Below are 17,606 nucleotides of genomic sequence, written 5' to 3' on the forward strand. Positions count from 1 at the left end.
AGCGGTCGCGCTTAGACGGGGGCGTCCAGGCCGAGCCCGCCGAGGTCCAGATACCAGAACAGCGCGGCCTCGCCGCGCAATGCCGGGTCGTGCGCGTAATGCAGGCGGTCGTAGCCGCCGAGCACGAAGCCGTGGCGGGCGTAGAAGCGGCAGGCGGCGACGTTGCGGTCCTGGGTCTCCAGCACCACGCCCGGCAGGCCGCTCTCGCGCGCCCAGTCGATCGCCCGCTGCAGCAAGGCCGCGCCGGCGCCGCTTCGGCGCTGGCCGGCATCGACTGCGATGTCGTCGATCAGGGCCAGGCCGTTCCAGGCGATAGACACCAACACGCGGCCGATCACCGCGTTGTCGTGCAGCGCGACAAAACCGGCGGCCTGCTCTCCTTCGAAATGCTCGTCCAGGTCGTCGTCGCCGGGCTCGTCGCCGTAGCGCTTGCGGTACGCCGGCAACGGCTCGATGTCGTACGCGATCGCATCGCCCTCGCTGCGCAGACGCAGACGCGAATCGACCGCGAAGCTGGAATCGAAGGCGAACGCCGCTGCGGCCAGAGGCGGCGTCAATGCGACGATGCTCAGGCTCATGCGCCCAGCTCCAGCGCCAGGATCGCATCCTGGTAGACGTTGGCGCCGACCTGGAAGCGGCGCTCGCCGACCTGGCCGAAACCGCTGCGGGCATAGAAAGCCAGCGCGCGCGCGTTGCCGGCGTACACGCCGAGCAGCAGCCGGCCGGCACCGCGTTCGCGCGCCTGCTCCACCGCATGGCGCATCAGCTCGCGGCCGACGCCGCCGCCGTGGAAACGCGACAACAGGTAGATGCGCTTGAGCTCCAGATCGTCGGCGCGCAGATCGGCCAGCGGCAGCTTCGGCGGCGCGATCAGCGCGTAGCCGACCGGCGCCGCGCCGTGTGCGGTTTCGGCCAGCCAGGCCGCGCACTGCGGATCGGCCAGCCAGCCGTCGTAGAGTTCGACCGCGTGCTGGTTGCGGCAATGGGCGACGATGTCGGTGCCGTCGAGGATGCCGGCGAAGGTTTCCAGAAAGGTGGCCGCGCCGGCCAGGGCCAGCGCGGCGGCATCGTCTGCGCCGGCGCGGCGGATGCGCAGGGCGTCGTGTTCGGGCGGGATGGAAGTCATCGGATTCGGCAACGTCGGGAGGATTCGCCGAAGATCGCACGAAGCCGCCGCCTAAGGCATCGGCGAAAAGTCGCAACCGCCGCTATCGACGCCTGAAGCAAAACCCCGGGCAAGCCCGGTGCTTCGCATGACCGCCGCTGTGTAGGTCGTCGGGAAAACGAAAGTCGCTTTGCTATTCCCTATTCCCGACTCCCAGCCTCAAACCCCGATCACCACCTTGCCGAAATGCGCTCCGTCGCGCAGATAGGCATAGGCCTCATTGGCCTGGTCGAAACCGAATACGCGGTCGACCGCGGGCGCGATCCGGTTGACGCCGACGAAGCGCGCCAGGTCCTCGCCCATCGCCCGGCTGCCGACATAGATGCCGGCCAGGCGCTTGGCGCCGGCGATCACCGAGAACGGATCGAATTCGCCGGCGAAGCCGCTGACGCCGCCGATCACGGCGATGGTGCCGCCCATCGTCGCCGCATCGATCGAGCGCTGCAGGGTGCCCTTGCCGCCGACTTCCAGCACCGCGTCGACGCCGCGGCCGCCGGTCAGCTCCAGCACCGTGCGCTGCCATTCCGGATTGTTGCGGTAGTTGATCGTGCCGTCGGCGCCAAAGGCCCGGGCACGGGCCAGCTTGTCGTCGCTGGAGGAGGTCACGAAGGCCTGCAGGCCGGCGGCCTTGGCCAACTGCAGGCCCCAGATCGACACGCCGCCGGTGCCGAGCAGCAACACGCTGGCGCCGGGAGTCAGCCGCGATTCGACGAACAGCGCGTTCCAGGCGGTCACGCCGGCGCAGCTCAGGGTCGCGGCCTGCGCGTCGCTCAGGTGCGCCGGCACCGCGAACAGCGACAGCTCGCTGGTCACCAGCTCTTCGGCCAGCACGCCTTCGGCGCCGCCGCCGAAGGCGTCGCGGGTCGCGTGCGGAGTCGGCGCGCCGTCGTGCCAATGCGGGAAGAAGCTGGTCGCGACGCGATCGCCGACGTTCCAGCGGCTGGCCTGGGGGCCGAGTTCGACGATCTCGCCGACCGCGTCGGAGCCCGGCACCAGCGGCGCGTGGGTCGACACCGGGTAACTGCCGCCGGCGATCATCAGGTCGCGGTAGTTCAAGGATACGGCGCGGACCCGGACCCGGACCTGATTGCCGCTGAGCGGAGCGGATGCGCGTTCGAACGATTCCAGAGCGCCGATGCCGGCGCCGGCGCGGATGCGATAAGCCTTCATGTGTGTCTCGATGGGAACGGGGACGCGGTGCGCCGGGCATCGTGGCGATGCGGCAGCGACCGAGCGCGGTTACGATATCGCTTCCGATATCGCACCAGTGGTTAGTTTCATTCCGATATTTGTATCCCCACAGGAACCAATATGGCCGTCAACGACCGACTCCTCGGCATCGTCGCCTTCGTCCAGTCCGCCGAAGCCGGCGGCTTCGCCACCGCCGCCGAGCGCCTGGGCGTGACCCGCTCGGCGATCGGCAAGCGCATCGCGCGCCTGGAGCAGCAGCTCGGCGTGCGCCTGTTCCACCGCAGCACGCGCCGGCAGAGCCTGACCGACGACGGCCAGGCCTATTACGAGCGCTGCGTGAAAGCGTTGGCCGAACTCGATGCCGCCGAGGCCGCGCTCGACAGCGGCCGGCGCGAGCCCAGTGGCCGGCTGCGGGTCAGCGCACCGGTGCAGTTCGGCCGCCATTGCGTGGCGCCGGTGATGCTGGAGCTGGCGCGCCGGCATCCGCGGCTGGAAATCGACCTGTCGTTCAACGATCGCTATGTCGACCTGGTCGAGGAAGGCTACGACCTGTCGATCCGGGTCGGCCGCCTGCCCGACAGCGCGACCCTGGCCGCGCGCCGGCTGACCGAAGAAGGCCTGGGCATCTGCGCCGCGCCCTCCTACCTGGCGCAGCGCGGGCGGCCGCGCGACATCGACGGTTTCGCCGGCCACGACGCGATCGTCTACGGCCGCAACGGCCAGAACGTCGCCTGGCAACTGCGCGACGACGACGGCCAGATACGCGAGCCGCCGGTCAACGCGCGCCTGCGCTTCGACGATTTGCAGGCGATCGCCGACGCCGCGGTGGCCGGCGCCGGCCTGGCCATGCTGCCGTGCTGGATGCTGTCGCGGCATATCCGCGCCGGCGAACTGCAGTTGGTGATGCACGCCGACCGCGTGGTCGGCACCAGCATCCACGCGCTGTGGCCGCGCACCCACTACCTGCCGCTGCGCACGCGCGCGGCGATCGACCTGCTGGTGGAGCGGATTCCGGACCTGGTGGCGTGGGATCGCAGCGACCGCAATGCGGTGTGCGGGACGGGAGTTGGCGGCTAGGGGCTTGGGAGCAAATCCCCCGCCCCCCCCTTTTCAAAGGGGGAACGGCAAGAGCCTTTGGAGGCAACGGGAGAGCGCGTCGAGAACCAGCGGCAACCGTGTCGGCGCCTACGACTTATCGAAGCCCCCAGCCCTCTTCCCACCTTTGAAAAAGGCGGGCAGGGGGATTTGCTGTTGCTGTTGCTGTTGCCGTCGTTGCTGCCCTTGCCCCATCGCGACCTCACCGCTCCGGCCAGTACCACGCCGGCGCATCCAGCATCCCCTGCCCCACGACCCCGGTCTGGCTGAACTGCTTCTCCAGCCGGATGCTGTTGCAATCGGCCTCTTCCTCCAGCGCCGCGATCAGCCGCGCCGCGTGCGAGACCACCCACACCTGGGTGCGCCGCGAGGCATGCGCGATCAACCGCGCCAACGCCGGCAGCAAGTCCGGATGCAGGCTGGTCTCCGGCTCGTTGAGCACCATCAGCGGCGGCGGCCGCGGCGTATGCAGGGCGGCGATCCACAGCAGATAGCGCAAGGTGCCGTCGGACAGCTCGGCCGTCGACAAGGGCCGCAGCAAGCCGTGCTGATGGAACTCCAAGGCGAACAGCGCCTCGCGCCCGGCGACCGCGACCCGGGCGCCGGGAAACGCGTCGTTCACCGCCGCCTCCAGCGCGCGCTCGTCGCCGATCTCGAGGATGGTCTGCCAGGCCGCGGCCAGATCGCGGCCGTCGTGGCTCAGCACCGGCGTGCGCGTGCCCAGTTGCGGCTGCCGCGACGGCGCCTGCGCGTCGCTGCGGAAATGGTCATAGAAGCGCCAGCCGCGGATGGTCTCGCGCAGGCTCAGCACTTCCGGCGCGGCCTGCGGATCGGCGAGCTGGCCGAACAGGCTGTCGAACGGATTCAGGCCTTCGGCCGCGACCCGCCAGCCGCGACCCTCGCGCACCCGCGCCAGACCGCCGCGGCGGTCGACCAGCAGGTTGGCTGGGCGCAGGAACGGCCCGGCCCAGATCGCCTCGCGCTTGATCTCCGGGTCGTGGGCGAAACGCGAGCGGCTCGGCGCCGGCAGGCCCAGGTCGATCGCATACCCGTAGTCGTCGCCGGCGAAGCCCAGCCGCAGCGCCACCGGCGCCTGCCGCGAGGTGCCCTGCACCGGCACCTCGCCGCGGCGCATGCGCGGCGAGATCGTCTCCGGCCCGGCCCACAGGGTCGAGCCCAGGCCGCCCTCGGCGGCCAACGCCGGCACCACCCCGCCCTGCGCGGTTTCGGCCAGCAGACGCAAGGCGCGGTAGAGATTGGACTTGCCGCTGCCGTTGGCGCCGGTGACCACGTTCAGCCGCCCCATCGGCAGCACGAGTTCGCGCAGCGAGCGGTAGTTGGCGATGGCCAGGGTATGCAGCATGGATCGGGCGCCGGAACGGGCCGGCGTGGCCGCGATGCGGCTGCGCCCGGCAATGAACGGACGGCCGCGCGGGCCGCAAGCCAGGCAGTATCGCCCGCGCAGTTCGCAACCGGCGAGACGCACCGGACTGTCCGGCCGGGGTCGACCCCGCCCCGCCCAGGTCCCGCGCCGACCGGCCTTGCCGCGGGCCCGGGCGCGCGGCGAATCGGCCGCCGGCCGCCACCTGTCAAAGTCGACGGGGGCCGCCTGGCCTGAAAACTAGTGTGATGCCGTTATCATTGCCGGGCGTACCACCACCGCGGCGCCCGCCGCCGCGGCCTTCGTTCTGGGGACTCCGGCCGACCTCCCGCTGCAACGCAGCGATGGCCTGCGAGAGGGACGATGGGGTGGCGCAGGCACCGCGGCGCAGACCGCGGCTCTTTCAGGAACGCACGGTCGCCGCAGGCGGCCGTTTCAAGGACTAGACGATGAAAACCGCAAGCAGGGGCATTCAAGTGGTGGCATGCGTGCTCGGAGTGGGCCTGGCGCTGAACGCCGCGCCGACCTGGGCCCAGCGCAAGAGCGCGCAGGACATCCGCGCCCAGAAGATGACCGAGATCCCCACCTGCTCCAAGAACCTCGGCGCGATCTCGGTGATCGAGCCGGAGGACGGCGTCAACTGGTGGAGCGGCCAGCAGTTGCCGGCCCCGAGCAAGCTGATCAAGGTGTTCGTGCAGAAATCGCGCTGCTTCACCCTGGTCGACCGCGGCGCCGGCATGGACATGGCGATGCGCGAGCGCGACCTGGCCTCCAGCGGCCAGCTGCGCAACAAGTCCAACATCGGCAAGGGCCAGATCCGCGCCGCCGACTACATCCTGGTGCCGGACCTGATCGCCAAGAACAGCAACGCCGGCGGCAACGCCATCGGCGGCTTGCTCGGCGGCCTGATCGGCGGCAAGGCCGGCGCGGTCGCCGGCAACCTCAACTTCAGCAAGAAGACCGCCGACGTGGTCCTGACCGTGACCGACGTGCGTTCGTCCGAGCAGGTCGCGATGGCCGAAGGCAGCGCCAAGAAGACCGACATCGGCTTCGGCGCCGGCGGCGCCCTGTGGGGCGGCAGCGGCCTGGGCGGCGCCGGCGTGTCCGGCTACGCCAATACCGAGATCGGCCAGGTCATCACCATGGCCTACCTGCAGGCTTACACCAACCTGGTCACCGAGCTCGGCGGCCTGTCCGGCAACGCCTCGGCCTCGAACTCGCAGCAGGCGGTGACCGTGGTCAAGGCCGCGCGCCTGTTCGCCAATTCGTCGGGCAGCGGCAAGGTCGTGCGTCCGCTCGACCCGGGCATGATGCTGTACCCGACCGGCAACAAGCAGGGCGCGATGTGGGAAGTCGAGGACGAGCTCGGCAACAAGGGCTGGGTGTCCTCGCTGGCGCTGGAACTGTCCAAGTAAACCGCAGCCCACCGCGACGCGTTCATTGCGCGAAGCCAGGCCGCCGGGCGACCGGCGGCCTTTTTCGTGTCCGCGTTGCGGCAGCCGTCCGCTCCGGCTTCCCTTTCGGCGCGCGAACGGCGATACATGGCGCCTTTCGCGGGCACGGCAAGACCGCGGCCACGCAACAACGTCGTCAAGGAGGATCCATGAAGCCAGCCCGCGTTCTGTGTTCGTTGCTGCTCGCTACCGCCCTGTCCGCCTGCACCTGGCACGTGCGCGAAGACAACATCGTGATCGCGCGACCCGCGCCGGCCGCCGACCTGGCCGCGTTGCGCGCGCAACTGCCGGCCTACCGGATCGAGGAAAGCCGCATCGACGCCGACGGCGCGCAGCTGTACGCGCTGCGCTTCCTGCGCCGCGACGCGGTCGCCACGGTGCTGTACTTCGGCGGCAACGGCTACACCGTGGCCAGGCAGGCCGCGACCAGCGCCAAGGCCTATGCCGACGCGCCGGTCAACTTCGTCCTGGTCGATCACCGCGGCTACGGCGCCAGCACCGGCACGGCGTCGCTGGACGCGTTGCTGAGCGATGCAGGCACGGTCTACGACCGCTTGCGGCAAGACCCGGAGCTATCCGGCCTGCCGCTGATCGTGCACGGCCATTCGCTGGGCAGCTTCATGGCCGGGCGGGTCGCGGCGAGCCGGCGGCTCGACGGCCTGATCCTGGAAAGCTCGGTGACCAGTTTCGAAGACTGGGGCGCGCACATGCGTTCGCGGCAGAAGCTGTGGGCGCGGATGCTGGTGCGGCGGGTCGCCCCGGCCGGCGCCCTGGCCGGCCAGGGCAACCAGCAGGTCGTCGAAGCCCTGGACGAACCGGTGCTGTTCGTCGCCGGCGAAAACGACGTCGCCACCCCGCCGCGCTTCGCCGAAGCCCTGTATCGGGCCACGCCGCTTCCCGAAGGGCGCAAGCGCCTGCTGATCGTGCCCGCGCGCAATCACGTCGACGCCGCCGATTCGCCCGAATTCCGCCAGGCGCTGAGCGCCTTTCTAGCCGAAGCCGTCGCCCCGCGCACGGCCGGTTGACCCACCGCCCCTAACAGGACCGCCATGACCGCCTCCGACCGCAACCTGCGCCTGGATTACCTCGAATTCGCCGTCGCCGACATCGCCGCCGCCAAGGCCTTCTACGGCGCCGCGTTCGGCTGGAGCTTCACCGACTACGGCCCGGACTACTGCGAGTTCGACGACGGCCGCATGAAGGGCGGCTTCAACGCCCACGCCGCGCCCAGGCCGGGCGGCGCGCTGGTGGTGATCTACGCCGACGATCTCGCCGACGCGCGGCGCCGGGTCGAGGCCGCCGGCGCGCCGATCGTCGCCGAGCACGAGTTCCCCGGCGGTCGCCGCTTCCACTTCGTCGACCCCAACGGCTACGAACTGGCGGTGTGGTCGGACCGCTGAAATTCTTTCCGGCCCCGTCGCGCCGGCTAAGCTGTGGCCGGCGCGACGCGGGGGAGCATCACGATGGCATTGGACGCAGTGGGCGAACTGCTCGGCGGCGCCTTGAGGCTGGTCGGCCGCCTGTTGCTCGAGGGCGTGGTCGAACTGCTGCTGCACGGCACCGGCTGGGTCGTCCTGAAGCCGTTCTACGGCAAGAAAGAGCCCGGCGACACGCCGTGCGCGCTGGTCGGTCTGGCGGTCTGGATCGGCTTCGCGGTCGCGGCGTTCGCCGCATACCACTATCTGCACCCGCCAGGGTAAGCGGCCCGCCCGTGGGGCAAGCCGCTCGTCGACGGCCGCTACACCTGCGCCTGCTTCCACTTTCCGCGCGTGAACAGCCACAGGGTGAACACGCCGACCGCGGTTTCGGACACGAACACGCCCCAGAACACGCCGGTGTGGGCCCAGCCCAGCGAGATCGCCAGGACATAGGACAGCGGGATCTGGATCAGCCAGAAGAACACCACGTTGATCTTGGTCGGGGTCATGGTGTCGCCGGCGCCGTTGAAAGCCTGCACGGTCACCATCCACCAGCCGTAGATGAACAGCGAGTACGACAGTATCCGCAGCCACTCGGCGCCGACCTTCACCACCTCGGGGTCGGCGCTGAAGATCCCGACCAGTTGCTGCGGCAGAGCGAAGAACAGCACCGAAATCGCGATCAGGTAGGCCATGTTGTACCAGCCGATCCGCCACACCGAGGCCTCGGCGCGCTCGGCGTGGCCGGCGCCGAGGTTTTGCCCGACCAGGGTCGCGGCGGCGTTGGACATGCCCCAGGCCGGCATCATCGTGAACATCATCAGGCGGATGGCGATGGTCGCTCCAGCCACCGCTTCGCTGCCGATCGCGGCGAGGATGCGCATCAGGAAGATCCACGCGGTCATCGCCACGATCATCTGTCCGATCCCGCCGAGCGAGGTGCGCACGATGTTCCACAGCATCGCCCCGTGCCAGGCCAGCTGCGCCATCGTCACCCGGATGTGCTTGCCGCCGCGGAACAGCACCCACAACTGGTAGGCCACGCCGGTGCCGCGGCCGATGTTGGTGGCGATGGCGGCGCCCTCGATGCCCAGTTCCGGCGCCGGCCCCAGGCCGAAGATCAGGATCGGGCACAGCAGGATGTTGAGGCCGTTGGACAGCCATAGCACCCGCATCGCGATGGCGGCGTCGCCGGCGCCGCGGAAGATCGCGTTGATCACGAACAGCAGCATGATCACCGCGTTGCCGCCGAGCATCCATTGGGTATAGCGGTAGCCGTGCTCGATGCTCCAGGCATCGGCGCCCATCAGCCGCAGCAGGTCCTGGGCATAGACCATACCGGCCACCGCCGGCAGCACCGACACCAGCACGGCGATGAAGATCGCCTGCACCGCGGTGACCCCGGCCTCCTCGCGCTTGCCCTCGCCGATCCGGCGCGCGACCACCGCGGTCACCGCCATCGCCAGGCCCATCGCCACCGCGTACAGCAGGAACAGATAACTCTCGGTCAGGCCGACCGTGGCCACCGCCGAGGGGCCGAGCTTGGCGACGAAGAAGATGTCGACCACCGCGAAGGTGGACTCCAGCACCAGCTCCAGCACCATCGGCACTGCGAGCAGGAACACGGCGCGGCGCAGTGGGATCTTGGTGTAATCGGCGTCGGTGCCGCGCACCGCGTCGCGCAGTTCGCGCCACAGCGAAGGCGGTGCGGCGGCCGTCTCGACGGCCGAGAGATCCTGAGTCATCGCAGGCAGGCTCCATGCAGGGAGGCACCGCCCGATGATAGGGACGCGGCGCGGCTTGGCTAGTGACAACCGTCCGATGAATCGGGGGCGATTTCGCGTTTCGGACCGGCCGCGGTCTGGGTTACAACCTGAACCGCGTCCCGCGGCGCGCGCCCTCCCGAACGTGCGCCGGCCAGAACCGGCGTTCGCCGCGGATGTCGATTCCGGCCCCGCCCGTTCGTCGCCATGAATGAGGGCCACACCTCTCTATCGGAGATCACCCATGAGCAACACCGTTCGCCTGCTGCGCGTCTTCACCGCCCCGCCGGAACGCGTCTACCGCGCTTTCCTCGACCCCGCCGCCCTGTGCAAGTGGCTGCCGCCGGACGGCTTCACCTGCACCGTGCACGAGCTGGAGGCCAAGGTCGGCGGCCGCTACCGGATGAGCTTCACCAATTTCGGCAGCGGCGACAGCCACGCGTTTGGCGGCACCTACCTGGAACTGGTGCCGGGCGAACGCATCGTCCACGACGACCGCTTCGAAGACCCCAATCTGCCCGGCACCATGATCACCACCATCACCTTCCGCGCCGTGTCCTGCGGCACCGAGGTACAGGTGGTGCAGGAAGGCATTCCGGATGTGATCCCGGCCGAGCAGTGCCACCTCGGCTGGCAGGAATCGCTGACCCTGCTCGAACGCCTGGTCGAGCCGACGATTCCGGGCTGAGCCCGAGGCGTCCCCCTGTAGGAGCGGCGTAAGCCGCGACCATCGCAGCGACGTACGCAAGCGCGGCTGCCGAAGCCCGGACATCCGGGCTTCGGCCGCTCGCGTGGAACGACACCGCTGCGGCTGTCGCGGCTTACGCCGCTCCTACAGGGGCAGCGCCGCGGTTTGCGCTTCGAAACTACGACGGCCCGCGCATGCGGGCCGTCGTGGCGAAGCATGGGCCGGCGACGACGTTCAGAGCATCGGCAGCTTCAGCCCCTGCTCCCTGGCGCAATCGCGCGCGATCTCATAGCCGGCGTCGGCGTGGCGCATGACGCCGGTGCCGGGGTCGTTCCACAGCACCCGGGCGATGCGCTTGTCGGCTGCTTCGCTGCCGTCGCAGACGATGACCACGCCGGAGTGCTGCGAATAGCCCATGCCGACGCCGCCGCCGTGGTGCAGCGAGACCCAGGTCGCGCCGCCGGCGACGTTGAGCATGGCGTTGAGCAGCGGCCAGTCGCTGACCGCGTCGCTGCCGTCGCGCATCGCCTCGGTCTCGCGGTTCGGCGAGGCCACCGAACCGCTGTCGAGGTGGTCGCGGCCGATCACCACCGGCGCCTTCAGCTCGCCGTTGCGGACCATTTCGTTGAACGCCAGGCCGAGCTTGTGGCGCAGGCCCAGGCCGACCCAGCAGATCCGCGCCGGCAGGCCCTGGAAGCTGATCCGCTCGCGCGCCATGTCCAGCCAGCGATGCAGGTGCGGGTCGTCGGCGATGATTTGCTTGACCTTGGCGTCGGTCTTGTAGATGTCTTCCGGATCGCCGCTGAGCGCGACCCAGCGGAACGGGCCGATGCCGCGGCAGAACAGCGGACGCACATAGGCCGGAACGAAGCCAGGGAAATCGAAGGCGTTGGCGCAGCCCTCGTCCTTGGCCATCTGGCGGATATTGTTGCCGTAATCGACGGTCGGAATGCCCTGGGCGTGGAAGGCCAGCATGGCTTCGACGTGCACGCGCATCGACTTCTTGGCTTCGTCGCGGACCCGGACCGGGTCGCTGCTCTGCGCTTCCAGCCATTGCTCCACGGTCCAGCCGATCGGCAGGTAGCCATGCACCGGATCGTGCGCCGAGGTCTGGTCGGTGACGCAGTCCGGACGCACGCCGCGGCGCACCAGCTCGGGCAGGATCTCGGCGGCGTTGCCGAGCAGGGCGATCGACTTGGCTTCGCCGGCGGCGGTGTACTTGGCGATCCGCGCCAGGGCGTCGTCGAGGTCGTGGGCCTGCTCGTCGACGTAGCGGGTGCGCAGGCGGAAATCGATGCTGGCCTGGCGGCATTCGATGGTCAGCGAGCTGGCGCCGGCCAGCGACGCGGCCAGCGGCTGCGCGCCGCCCATGCCGCCGAGGCCGGCGGTCAGGATCCACTTGCCCTTGAGATCGCCGCCGTAATGCTGGCGCCCCATCTCGACGAAGGTTTCAAAGGTGCCCTGGACGATGCCCTGCGAGCCGATGTAGATCCACGAGCCGGCCGTCATCTGGCCGTACATCATCAAGCCCTTCTTATCGAGCTCGTTGAAGTGCTCCCAGTTGGCCCAGTGCGGCACCAGGTTGGAGTTGGCCAGCAGCACGCGCGGCGCGTCGGCATGGGTCGGGAACACGCCGACCGGCTTGCCGGACTGGATCAGCAGGGTCTCGTCGTCTTCCAGCTCGCGCAGCGACTTGAGGATCGCGTCGAAGCTTTCCCAATCGCGCGCGGCGCGGCCGATGCCGCCGTAGACCACCAGCGCGGCCGGGTTCTCCGCCACCTCGGGGTCGAGATTGTTCTGCAGCATGCGGAAAGCGGCTTCGCTGAGCCAGGACTTGCAGCTCTTTTCGCTGCCGCGCGGGGCGCGGACGACACGGGCGGGATCGAGGCGGGTGCCTGCGGACATGGCGATGTTCCGGCGGTATGGGATGGCGGAATTATCGCGCCGCGTTGTTCGCCGCCGCCAGCGCCGACGCCGCCGGAAGCGCCCGTACAGGCGCACGAAGGCCGCGAATTTGCCCCCGGACGCCGCCGATGTATACGCTGTATACATGAGCGTTCCCGCCACCGCCGACCGGATCCTGCGCGCCGCCCGGACCCTGTTCGAGCGCGGCGGCGCGCAAGCGGTGACCATGCGCCGCATCGGCGAGGCGGTCGGGATCACCCCGATGGCCATTTACCGCCACTTCCGCAATCGCGAAGCGCTGCTGCAGCGCATCTGCGACGACAGCTTCGAGCAGATCGCCCGCCATTGGAACGCGCGCAGCGCCGGCGGCGACGTGATCGCGCGCCTGCTCGCGACCCAGCGCATCTACCTCGATTACGCCCTGGTCCATCCGCATCTGTTCGATCATGCCTTCTCGATGCGGCGCGAACGCGCGCGGCGCTTCCCCGAAGACTTCCGCGCCCGCCTGTCGCCGACCTTGAACGTGGTCGCCGACCTGGTCGCCGAAGCGCAACGCGCCGGCCGGCTGCGCGAGGGCGACGCCTGGGACTTGGCGATGACGCTGTGGGGACACACCCACGGCCTGATCGCGTTGTACCGCGCCGGCCGCTTCAGTTACGGCGAAGCCGAATTCCGCGCCTTCTACGACGCCTCGCTGGACCGGTTGCTGCACGGATTGTTGGACGATTGAAGCGCCCCGACTGAAGCGCGCGATCGAAGCACGCGCGCGCCAGCGACACGACGGCGGCAGCCATTGCGGCCCGACAGTCCGGCACGATATTCCGCTGTCCGGCACAGCCGCGGCCGCGCGGCTTGGCGATAATCCGTGTCCCCCATCTCCGAGCACGCGCCATGCGCCCCTCCCGTTTTCTCGCCGCCGCACTGAGCTGGACGCTGTTCGCCGCCTCCGTGCAGGCGGCGCCGCCCGCCGCGCAGCCGTCCTCGCTGCGCGTCTACGCCCTGGACTGCGGCCGCATCGACCTGCAGGACATGGGCATGTTCTCCGACGCCGACGAGTACGCCGGCCAGTCCGGCACCATGGCCGCGCCCTGTTTCCTGATCGAGCATCCCAAGGGCCGGCTGCTGTGGGACACCGGACTGGGCGACGCGATCGCGGCCAAGCCCGAGGGCGTGCCGCTGCCGGGCATGGGCATCCGCTTCACGGTCCGGCGCACCCTGGTCGAACAACTGGCCGAACTCAAGCTGCGCCCGGCCGACATCGACTATGTCGCCCTGTCGCACCTGCACGCCGATCACAGCGGCAACCTCGGCCTGTTCGCCAAGGCGACCTGGGTGCTCAACCGCAGCGAACTGGAATGGGCTTCGGCCACGCCGACGCCGATCGGCGTCGACCCGAAGCTGTTCGCCGGTTGGCGCCAGGCCAAGCTGCGCGACGGCAACGACGACGACGATCTGTTCGGCGACGGCAGCGTGCGCATCCTGCGCGCGCCCGGCCACACGCCGGGGCATCGGGTGCTGATGCTGCGCCTGGCCAACTTCGGCCCGCTGGTGCTGTCCGGCGATCTCTGGCACACCCGCGCCAACTACGAGCAATCGCGGGTGCCGGCGTTCAACCACAACCGCGCCGACACCCTGGCCTCGTTCGAACGGATCAGGCGCCTGCTCGCGACCCACCCCGGCCAGGTGGTGGTGCAGCACGCGCCGGAGGATTTCGCCGCGCTGCCGAAATTCCCGGCGTACATGGACTGAACCATCGGCGGCGGGCGGACTGCCGAAAGTTGGCTGACCTCCTGCACTGAGCCGCCGGCGCGGTTGCGGCGAAGCTGGACGCCGTCCTCACTGCGCAGCGAGTCCGCCATGACGCACCTGTGTTCGCCGCTGTTCCGTCTTCCCCTGGCCGCAGCCCTGCTGGGGCTCGCGGCCTGGTCGCCGCTGCGCGCGCAAGCGCCGGCCGCTTCCGCCGAGCCGGTCGCGTCGAAGCTGCCGATGACCTTGCCGGCGACGCTGGAAGCCGGCCGGTTCTTCCTCCAGCCGCAGTTGCGCGACGGGCGCAAGCTGCGGCTGTTCTCCGACACCGGCGGCGGGTTGCTGTTCACCCACGCCGGCGCGCGCGCCATGGGCGTTGCGCCCAAGGCGCAGGCCGCCGATGCGCCGCCGCAGTTGCTGGCCTGGCCGCAGTTCGACCCGCGCGCCTGGATTCCGCCGCCGCGCAACGCGCAACGCGGCGTGCCCGCGCTGGCCGCGCCGCCCGATCAGGAGCGGCGGATCGGCGACGGCATGCTCGGCGCGGCCTGGTTCGGCGGACGCAGTTGGGAGTTCGACTATCCGCGCGGCCGCTTGCGCCTGTTGCCCGACGGCGCCCTGCCGCAGGTCGAGGCCGCACACCGGGTCGCGCTGGGTCTGCAGAAGGGCGACGACGGGCGCCCGACCACCCACTTCCCGCGCATCGCGGTGCGCATCGACGGCGAAACCCTGCAACTGCTGTTCGACACCGGCGCGAGCCTGATGCTGACCGAGCAAGGCGTGCGCGAACTCGGCGGCGGCCCGGCCGACCGCGCCGGCAGCTTCATCGCCGCCAGCGTGCTGCAGCGCTGGCGCGAACGGCATCCGGACTGGCGGGTGATCGAACACGCCGACCGCAACGACAGCGGGCGGCTGATCGAAGTGCCGGAACTGGAAGTCGGCGGCTATCGAGTCGGTCCGGTCTGGTTCGCCGAACGCCGCGACCGCAACTTTCACGACTACATGTCGAAGTGGATGGACCAGCGCGTCGACGGCGCGATCGGCGGCAACGCCTTCGCCGACTTGAAGATCAGCGTCGACTATCCGTCGGCGACCGCCACGTTCGAACGCTGACGCGGAGCGCGGGCGAAAAATACGCCCGGCACGAGCCGGGCGTTCGATCGATCCAGAAGGGACCGGAACCGGGGCGGCCGCGCGCGAGGCGCCGCGGCCGACGAAGCGGCGGCGCGCCTCAGCGCACCGACGGATCGAGCTTGCGCAGCGCGCTGGCGACGTCGACTTCGCCGGTGCGCTGCAGGTCGTCGCGATCGTAACGGCGGCCGTAGGCGGCGCAGTCCTGCTTGGCCCGCGACTGGATCCGCGAGCCGGTGTGGCGCAGGCAATAGCGCTGGTCGGCACGCGGTTTCGCGTCCGTTTGCGTGGCCTGCCTGTCGGCGTGGACGGCATCCGCGCCGGTGCGGGCGCTTTGCGCGACGGCGGTATCGACGGCGGCCGGGGTCTGCGCGATGGCGGCGAACGCGAACGCGAACGCGCACAGCGTGGCGGCGAACAGTGCGGATTTCATGGAACGCCTCCTGTGATCGACAGGGATGAAGCGGTCCCATCCACGATACGCCCGCGCTCCGGGCGCGGTGCCGTTGTGGCGATCGTCGTTTAGGTTTCTGTCAGCGTTGCGGGCAGGCCTCGCGGCGGCCGCTGTGGAACGCCATCGCCTCGGCTTCGGTGGCCGGGCGCGGCGCCTGTCCGTCGTCGAACAACACCCGCCACACCCCGTCCGCGCCGCGGTGCCAGACCGACTGGAACGCGCCCAGCGCATAGCGCGGCTGCGCACCGGGCTGCACGCGCTGGTACAGCGCCGGGCCAGTGGACCAGGCGACGTCGCGGGCGCCGGCGACGGTGACCCGGGTCGGATACCAGCGCAGCAGGGTCTGCTTGCCTTCGATCAGCCCGGTCCAATCCTGGGCGATCCGCTCGCGGCCACGGGTCGGCTGCGGGCGGCCGACGCCGAACGCGGCCTGCGGATGCAAGTGCTCGGCGAAGGCCTGGGCGTCGTGTTCGGCGACCGAACGGGCGAAGCTCAATTCGCGCGCCCACACCGCGCATTCGTCCGCATCCAGCATCGCTGCAGGCGCCTGCGCTGCGGCGGCCGGCTCGGCGGGCGTGGACGAACCCTGGGCGGCGACGGCGAGCGACCACGATGCGATGGTCAGGCAGGCGATGCGGGCGAGGATGCGCATGGGCGAAGCTCGGCGGGCGTTGCGGCCACTATCGGCAGCCCCGGCCGGCGGCGCCAGCGACGGAAGTCATGCCGAATCTGGCCGCCCGGCGCGCTCGCGGCCGCCGACACCGGCCTGCCATCCCGGGCCGCTATCATGCGCGGATGCGTTCGATCTTGTCCGCGGCCTGTGCCGCCCTGCTCCTGTCCGTCCTCGCCGCCTGCGCCGCGCCGACCCGCGAGACGCCGCCCGCCGACACGCCGCTGCTGCTGATCTCGATCGACGGCTTCCGCGCCGACTACTTCGATCTGGGCCTGGCCCCGAACATCGAGCGCCTGGCCGCCGAAGGCGTGCGCGCGCAGTGGATGACCCCGTCCTACCCGTCGTTGACGTTTCCCAACCACTACACCCTGGTCACCGGCCTGCGCCCCGACCGTCACGGCGTGGTCCACAACAGCATGAGCGACGACGCGCTCGGCCGTTTCCGCGTCGCCGACCGCGACGCGGTGGGCGATACCCGCTGGTGGAACGGCGGCGAGCCGATCTGGATCGGCGCGCAGAAGGCCGGCCTGCGCAGCGCGACCCTGTTCTGGCCCGGCAGCGAAGCGCCGATCCGCGGCTTGCGCCCGAACCGTTGGCGCCCGTTCGACGCCTCGATCGACGAGAACGCGCGGGTCGACGAAGTCCTGGGCTGGCTCGGCGAACCGGCGTCGACCCGGCCGCACGTGGCCACCCTGTATTTCGATGCGCTCGATCACGAAGGACACGACCACGGCCCGAATTCGGCGCAGGCGCGCGCCGCCCTGGTGCGCATCGACGCGGCGATCGGCCGCCTGATCGACGGCCTGGAGGCGCGCGGCCTGACCCAGCGGGTCAACCTGGTGCTGGTGTCCGACCACGGCATGGCCGAGGTCGCGCCGGGCCAGCGCATCGCGGTGGAGGACATGGTCGCTCCGGACCAGGCGGTGGTGACCTCGGTGGGCCAATCGATCGGCATCGTCCCGCTGCGCGGCCGCGAAGCCGAAGTCGAGCGGCGTCTGCTCGGCGCGCATCCCCACTACGACTGCTGGCGCAAGGGCGACCTGCCGGCGCGCTGGCATTACGGCCGCCATCCGCGGGTGCCGCCGATCGTATGCCAGATGCGCGAAGGCTGGGACGCGATCGAAGCCAGCAAGCTGCGCGAATACCCCAACCCCGGCACCCGCGGTTCGCACGGCTACGACCCGGCGCTGCCGTCGATGCGCGCGATCTTCGTCGCCCGCGGTCCTGCGTTCAAACGCGGCGCGACTCTCGCCCCGATCGACAACGTCGATGTCTATCCGCTGCTGGCGCGCCTGATCGGCATCGCCCCGGCGCCGAACGACGGCCACATCGCGCCGCTGCTGCCGGCGCTGCGCGAGCCCTGAATCGTCCTGGCGCGTCGCATCGCCCCTGTAGGAGCGGCGTAAGCCGCGAGCCACCGCAGCGACGTACGCAAGCGCAACTACCGCAGCCCGGACCGTCGGGCTGTTCGAACGACCTCATCCGGACTTCGGACGATGACGTGGTAATTCACCGCTTCGGTTGTCGCGGCTGACGCCGCTCCTA

At 70.2% G+C, this 17,606-nt stretch carries 18 protein-coding genes; 10 read left to right on the forward strand and 8 right to left on the reverse strand.

The window, feature by feature from the left end:
- Positions 1–11: 11 nt before the first annotated feature.
- From AC3A57_RS11875 to AC3A57_RS11885, 3 genes are all read right to left on the reverse strand, one after another.
- Complete coding sequence (locus tag AC3A57_RS11875) at positions 12–578, reverse strand: GNAT family N-acetyltransferase (protein ID WP_487579112.1); 567 nt, start codon at positions 576–578, stop codon at positions 12–14.
- Positions 575–1,126, reverse strand: coding sequence for a GNAT family N-acetyltransferase (locus AC3A57_RS11880; RefSeq protein WP_487579113.1), 552 nt, complete (start codon positions 1,124–1,126; stop codon positions 575–577). Before AC3A57_RS11880 ends, AC3A57_RS11875 begins: the two co-directional genes overlap by 4 nt.
- 198 nt (positions 1,127–1,324) lie before the next feature.
- Entirely contained in the window at positions 1,325–2,335 is a 1,011-nt protein-coding gene (locus tag AC3A57_RS11885) for a zinc-dependent alcohol dehydrogenase family protein (protein ID WP_487579114.1), read from the reverse strand.
- Positions 2,336–2,476: 141 nt separating this feature from the next.
- On the opposite strand from AC3A57_RS11885, the gene AC3A57_RS11890 reads away from it, so the two are divergent.
- A complete protein-coding gene (locus tag AC3A57_RS11890) occupies positions 2,477–3,433 on the forward strand; it encodes a LysR family transcriptional regulator (RefSeq protein ID WP_487579115.1) in 957 nt (318 codons plus the stop codon).
- A gap of 220 nt (positions 3,434–3,653) precedes the next feature.
- Here AC3A57_RS11890 and AC3A57_RS11895 read toward each other — a convergent pair whose 3' ends face one another.
- Complete coding sequence (locus AC3A57_RS11895) at positions 3,654–4,814, reverse strand: AAA family ATPase (protein WP_487579116.1); 1,161 nt, start codon at positions 4,812–4,814, stop codon at positions 3,654–3,656.
- A 467-nt stretch (positions 4,815–5,281) separates the two neighbouring features.
- Here AC3A57_RS11895 and AC3A57_RS11900 point away from each other — a divergent pair, with 467 nt between their 5' ends.
- The 4 genes from AC3A57_RS11900 (at position 5,282) to AC3A57_RS11915 (ending at position 7,986) form a co-directional block, all read left to right on the forward strand.
- Entirely contained in the window at positions 5,282–6,247 is a 966-nt protein-coding gene (locus AC3A57_RS11900; protein WP_487579117.1) for a CsgG/HfaB family protein, read from the forward strand.
- Between the two features lie 188 nt (positions 6,248–6,435).
- Entirely contained in the window at positions 6,436–7,311 is an 876-nt protein-coding gene (locus tag AC3A57_RS11905) for an alpha/beta hydrolase (protein ID WP_487579118.1), read from the forward strand.
- 24 nt (positions 7,312–7,335) lie between these two features.
- Positions 7,336–7,686: a VOC family protein gene (locus tag AC3A57_RS11910; protein WP_487579119.1), complete on the forward strand. Its 351-nt coding sequence runs from the start codon at positions 7,336–7,338 to the stop codon at positions 7,684–7,686.
- Between the two features lie 63 nt (positions 7,687–7,749).
- A complete protein-coding gene (locus tag AC3A57_RS11915; RefSeq protein ID WP_487579120.1) occupies positions 7,750–7,986 on the forward strand; it encodes a hypothetical protein in 237 nt (78 codons plus the stop codon).
- 38 nt (positions 7,987–8,024) lie between these two features.
- Here the strand turns inward: AC3A57_RS11915 and AC3A57_RS11920 are convergent, their stop codons facing one another.
- The gene (locus AC3A57_RS11920; RefSeq protein ID WP_487579121.1) at positions 8,025–9,449 is read right to left on the reverse strand and encodes an MATE family efflux transporter; all 1,425 of its coding nucleotides are present in this window, start codon (positions 9,447–9,449) and stop codon (positions 8,025–8,027) included.
- A 262-nt stretch (positions 9,450–9,711) separates the two neighbouring features.
- Between AC3A57_RS11920 and AC3A57_RS11925 the strand changes: the two genes are divergently transcribed.
- Entirely contained in the window at positions 9,712–10,155 is a 444-nt protein-coding gene (locus AC3A57_RS11925; protein ID WP_487579122.1) for an SRPBCC family protein, read from the forward strand.
- Positions 10,156–10,389: 234 nt separating this feature from the next.
- On the opposite strand, the gene hutU is transcribed toward AC3A57_RS11925, so the two are convergent.
- The gene (hutU, locus tag AC3A57_RS11930; protein WP_487579123.1) at positions 10,390–12,060 is read right to left on the reverse strand and encodes a urocanate hydratase; all 1,671 of its coding nucleotides are present in this window, start codon (positions 12,058–12,060) and stop codon (positions 10,390–10,392) included.
- Between the two features lie 145 nt (positions 12,061–12,205).
- Here hutU and AC3A57_RS11935 point away from each other — a divergent pair, with 145 nt between their 5' ends.
- From AC3A57_RS11935 to AC3A57_RS11945, 3 genes are all read left to right on the forward strand, one after another.
- Complete coding sequence (locus AC3A57_RS11935; protein WP_487579124.1) at positions 12,206–12,790, forward strand: TetR/AcrR family transcriptional regulator; 585 nt, start codon at positions 12,206–12,208, stop codon at positions 12,788–12,790.
- 161 nt (positions 12,791–12,951) lie between these two features.
- Positions 12,952–13,809: an N-acyl homoserine lactonase family protein gene (locus AC3A57_RS11940; RefSeq protein ID WP_487579125.1), complete on the forward strand. Its 858-nt coding sequence runs from the start codon at positions 12,952–12,954 to the stop codon at positions 13,807–13,809.
- A 108-nt stretch (positions 13,810–13,917) separates the two neighbouring features.
- Entirely contained in the window at positions 13,918–14,916 is a 999-nt protein-coding gene (locus tag AC3A57_RS11945; protein WP_487579126.1) for a hypothetical protein, read from the forward strand.
- A gap of 118 nt (positions 14,917–15,034) precedes the next feature.
- Here AC3A57_RS11945 and AC3A57_RS11950 read toward each other — a convergent pair whose 3' ends face one another.
- Both AC3A57_RS11950 and AC3A57_RS11955 read right to left on the reverse strand, forming a co-directional pair.
- Complete coding sequence (locus AC3A57_RS11950) at positions 15,035–15,367, reverse strand: hypothetical protein (RefSeq protein ID WP_487579127.1); 333 nt, start codon at positions 15,365–15,367, stop codon at positions 15,035–15,037.
- A gap of 100 nt (positions 15,368–15,467) precedes the next feature.
- Positions 15,468–16,040: a YybH family protein gene (locus AC3A57_RS11955; RefSeq protein WP_487579128.1), complete on the reverse strand. Its 573-nt coding sequence runs from the start codon at positions 16,038–16,040 to the stop codon at positions 15,468–15,470.
- A 143-nt stretch (positions 16,041–16,183) separates the two neighbouring features.
- Between AC3A57_RS11955 and AC3A57_RS11960 the strand changes: the two genes are divergently transcribed.
- Entirely contained in the window at positions 16,184–17,425 is a 1,242-nt protein-coding gene (locus tag AC3A57_RS11960) for an alkaline phosphatase family protein (protein WP_487579129.1), read from the forward strand.
- The last annotated feature ends 181 nt before the right edge of the window (positions 17,426–17,606 follow it).

The sequence above is a fragment of the Lysobacter sp. Soil_C_15 genome, from assembly GCF_057657315.1.

Excerpts from the sequence above, each read along its gene's own strand:
- AC3A57_RS11875 (WP_487579112.1), bottom strand. The coding sequence starts at position 578 with ATGAGCCTGAGCATCGTCGCATTGACGCCGCCTCTGGCCGCAGCGGCG.
- AC3A57_RS11880 (WP_487579113.1), bottom strand. The coding sequence starts at position 1,126 with ATGACTTCCATCCCGCCCGAACACGACGCCCTGCGCATCCGCCGCGCC.
- AC3A57_RS11885 (WP_487579114.1), bottom strand. The coding sequence starts at position 2,335 with ATGAAGGCTTATCGCATCCGCGCCGGCGCCGGCATCGGCGCTCTGGAA.
- AC3A57_RS11890 (WP_487579115.1), top strand. The coding sequence starts at position 2,477 with ATGGCCGTCAACGACCGACTCCTCGGCATCGTCGCCTTCGTCCAGTCC.
- AC3A57_RS11895 (WP_487579116.1), bottom strand. The coding sequence starts at position 4,814 with ATGCTGCATACCCTGGCCATCGCCAACTACCGCTCGCTGCGCGAACTC.
- AC3A57_RS11900 (WP_487579117.1), top strand. The coding sequence starts at position 5,282 with ATGAAAACCGCAAGCAGGGGCATTCAAGTGGTGGCATGCGTGCTCGGA.
- AC3A57_RS11905 (WP_487579118.1), top strand. The coding sequence starts at position 6,436 with ATGAAGCCAGCCCGCGTTCTGTGTTCGTTGCTGCTCGCTACCGCCCTG.
- AC3A57_RS11910 (WP_487579119.1), top strand. The coding sequence starts at position 7,336 with ATGACCGCCTCCGACCGCAACCTGCGCCTGGATTACCTCGAATTCGCC.
- AC3A57_RS11915 (WP_487579120.1), top strand. The coding sequence starts at position 7,750 with ATGGCATTGGACGCAGTGGGCGAACTGCTCGGCGGCGCCTTGAGGCTG.
- AC3A57_RS11920 (WP_487579121.1), bottom strand. The coding sequence starts at position 9,449 with ATGACTCAGGATCTCTCGGCCGTCGAGACGGCCGCCGCACCGCCTTCG.
- AC3A57_RS11925 (WP_487579122.1), top strand. The coding sequence starts at position 9,712 with ATGAGCAACACCGTTCGCCTGCTGCGCGTCTTCACCGCCCCGCCGGAA.
- hutU (WP_487579123.1), bottom strand. The coding sequence starts at position 12,060 with ATGTCCGCAGGCACCCGCCTCGATCCCGCCCGTGTCGTCCGCGCCCCG.
- AC3A57_RS11935 (WP_487579124.1), top strand. The coding sequence starts at position 12,206 with ATGAGCGTTCCCGCCACCGCCGACCGGATCCTGCGCGCCGCCCGGACC.
- AC3A57_RS11940 (WP_487579125.1), top strand. The coding sequence starts at position 12,952 with ATGCGCCCCTCCCGTTTTCTCGCCGCCGCACTGAGCTGGACGCTGTTC.
- AC3A57_RS11945 (WP_487579126.1), top strand. The coding sequence starts at position 13,918 with ATGACGCACCTGTGTTCGCCGCTGTTCCGTCTTCCCCTGGCCGCAGCC.
- AC3A57_RS11950 (WP_487579127.1), bottom strand. The coding sequence starts at position 15,367 with ATGAAATCCGCACTGTTCGCCGCCACGCTGTGCGCGTTCGCGTTCGCG.
- AC3A57_RS11955 (WP_487579128.1), bottom strand. The coding sequence starts at position 16,040 with ATGCGCATCCTCGCCCGCATCGCCTGCCTGACCATCGCATCGTGGTCG.
- AC3A57_RS11960 (WP_487579129.1), top strand. The coding sequence starts at position 16,184 with ATGCGTTCGATCTTGTCCGCGGCCTGTGCCGCCCTGCTCCTGTCCGTC.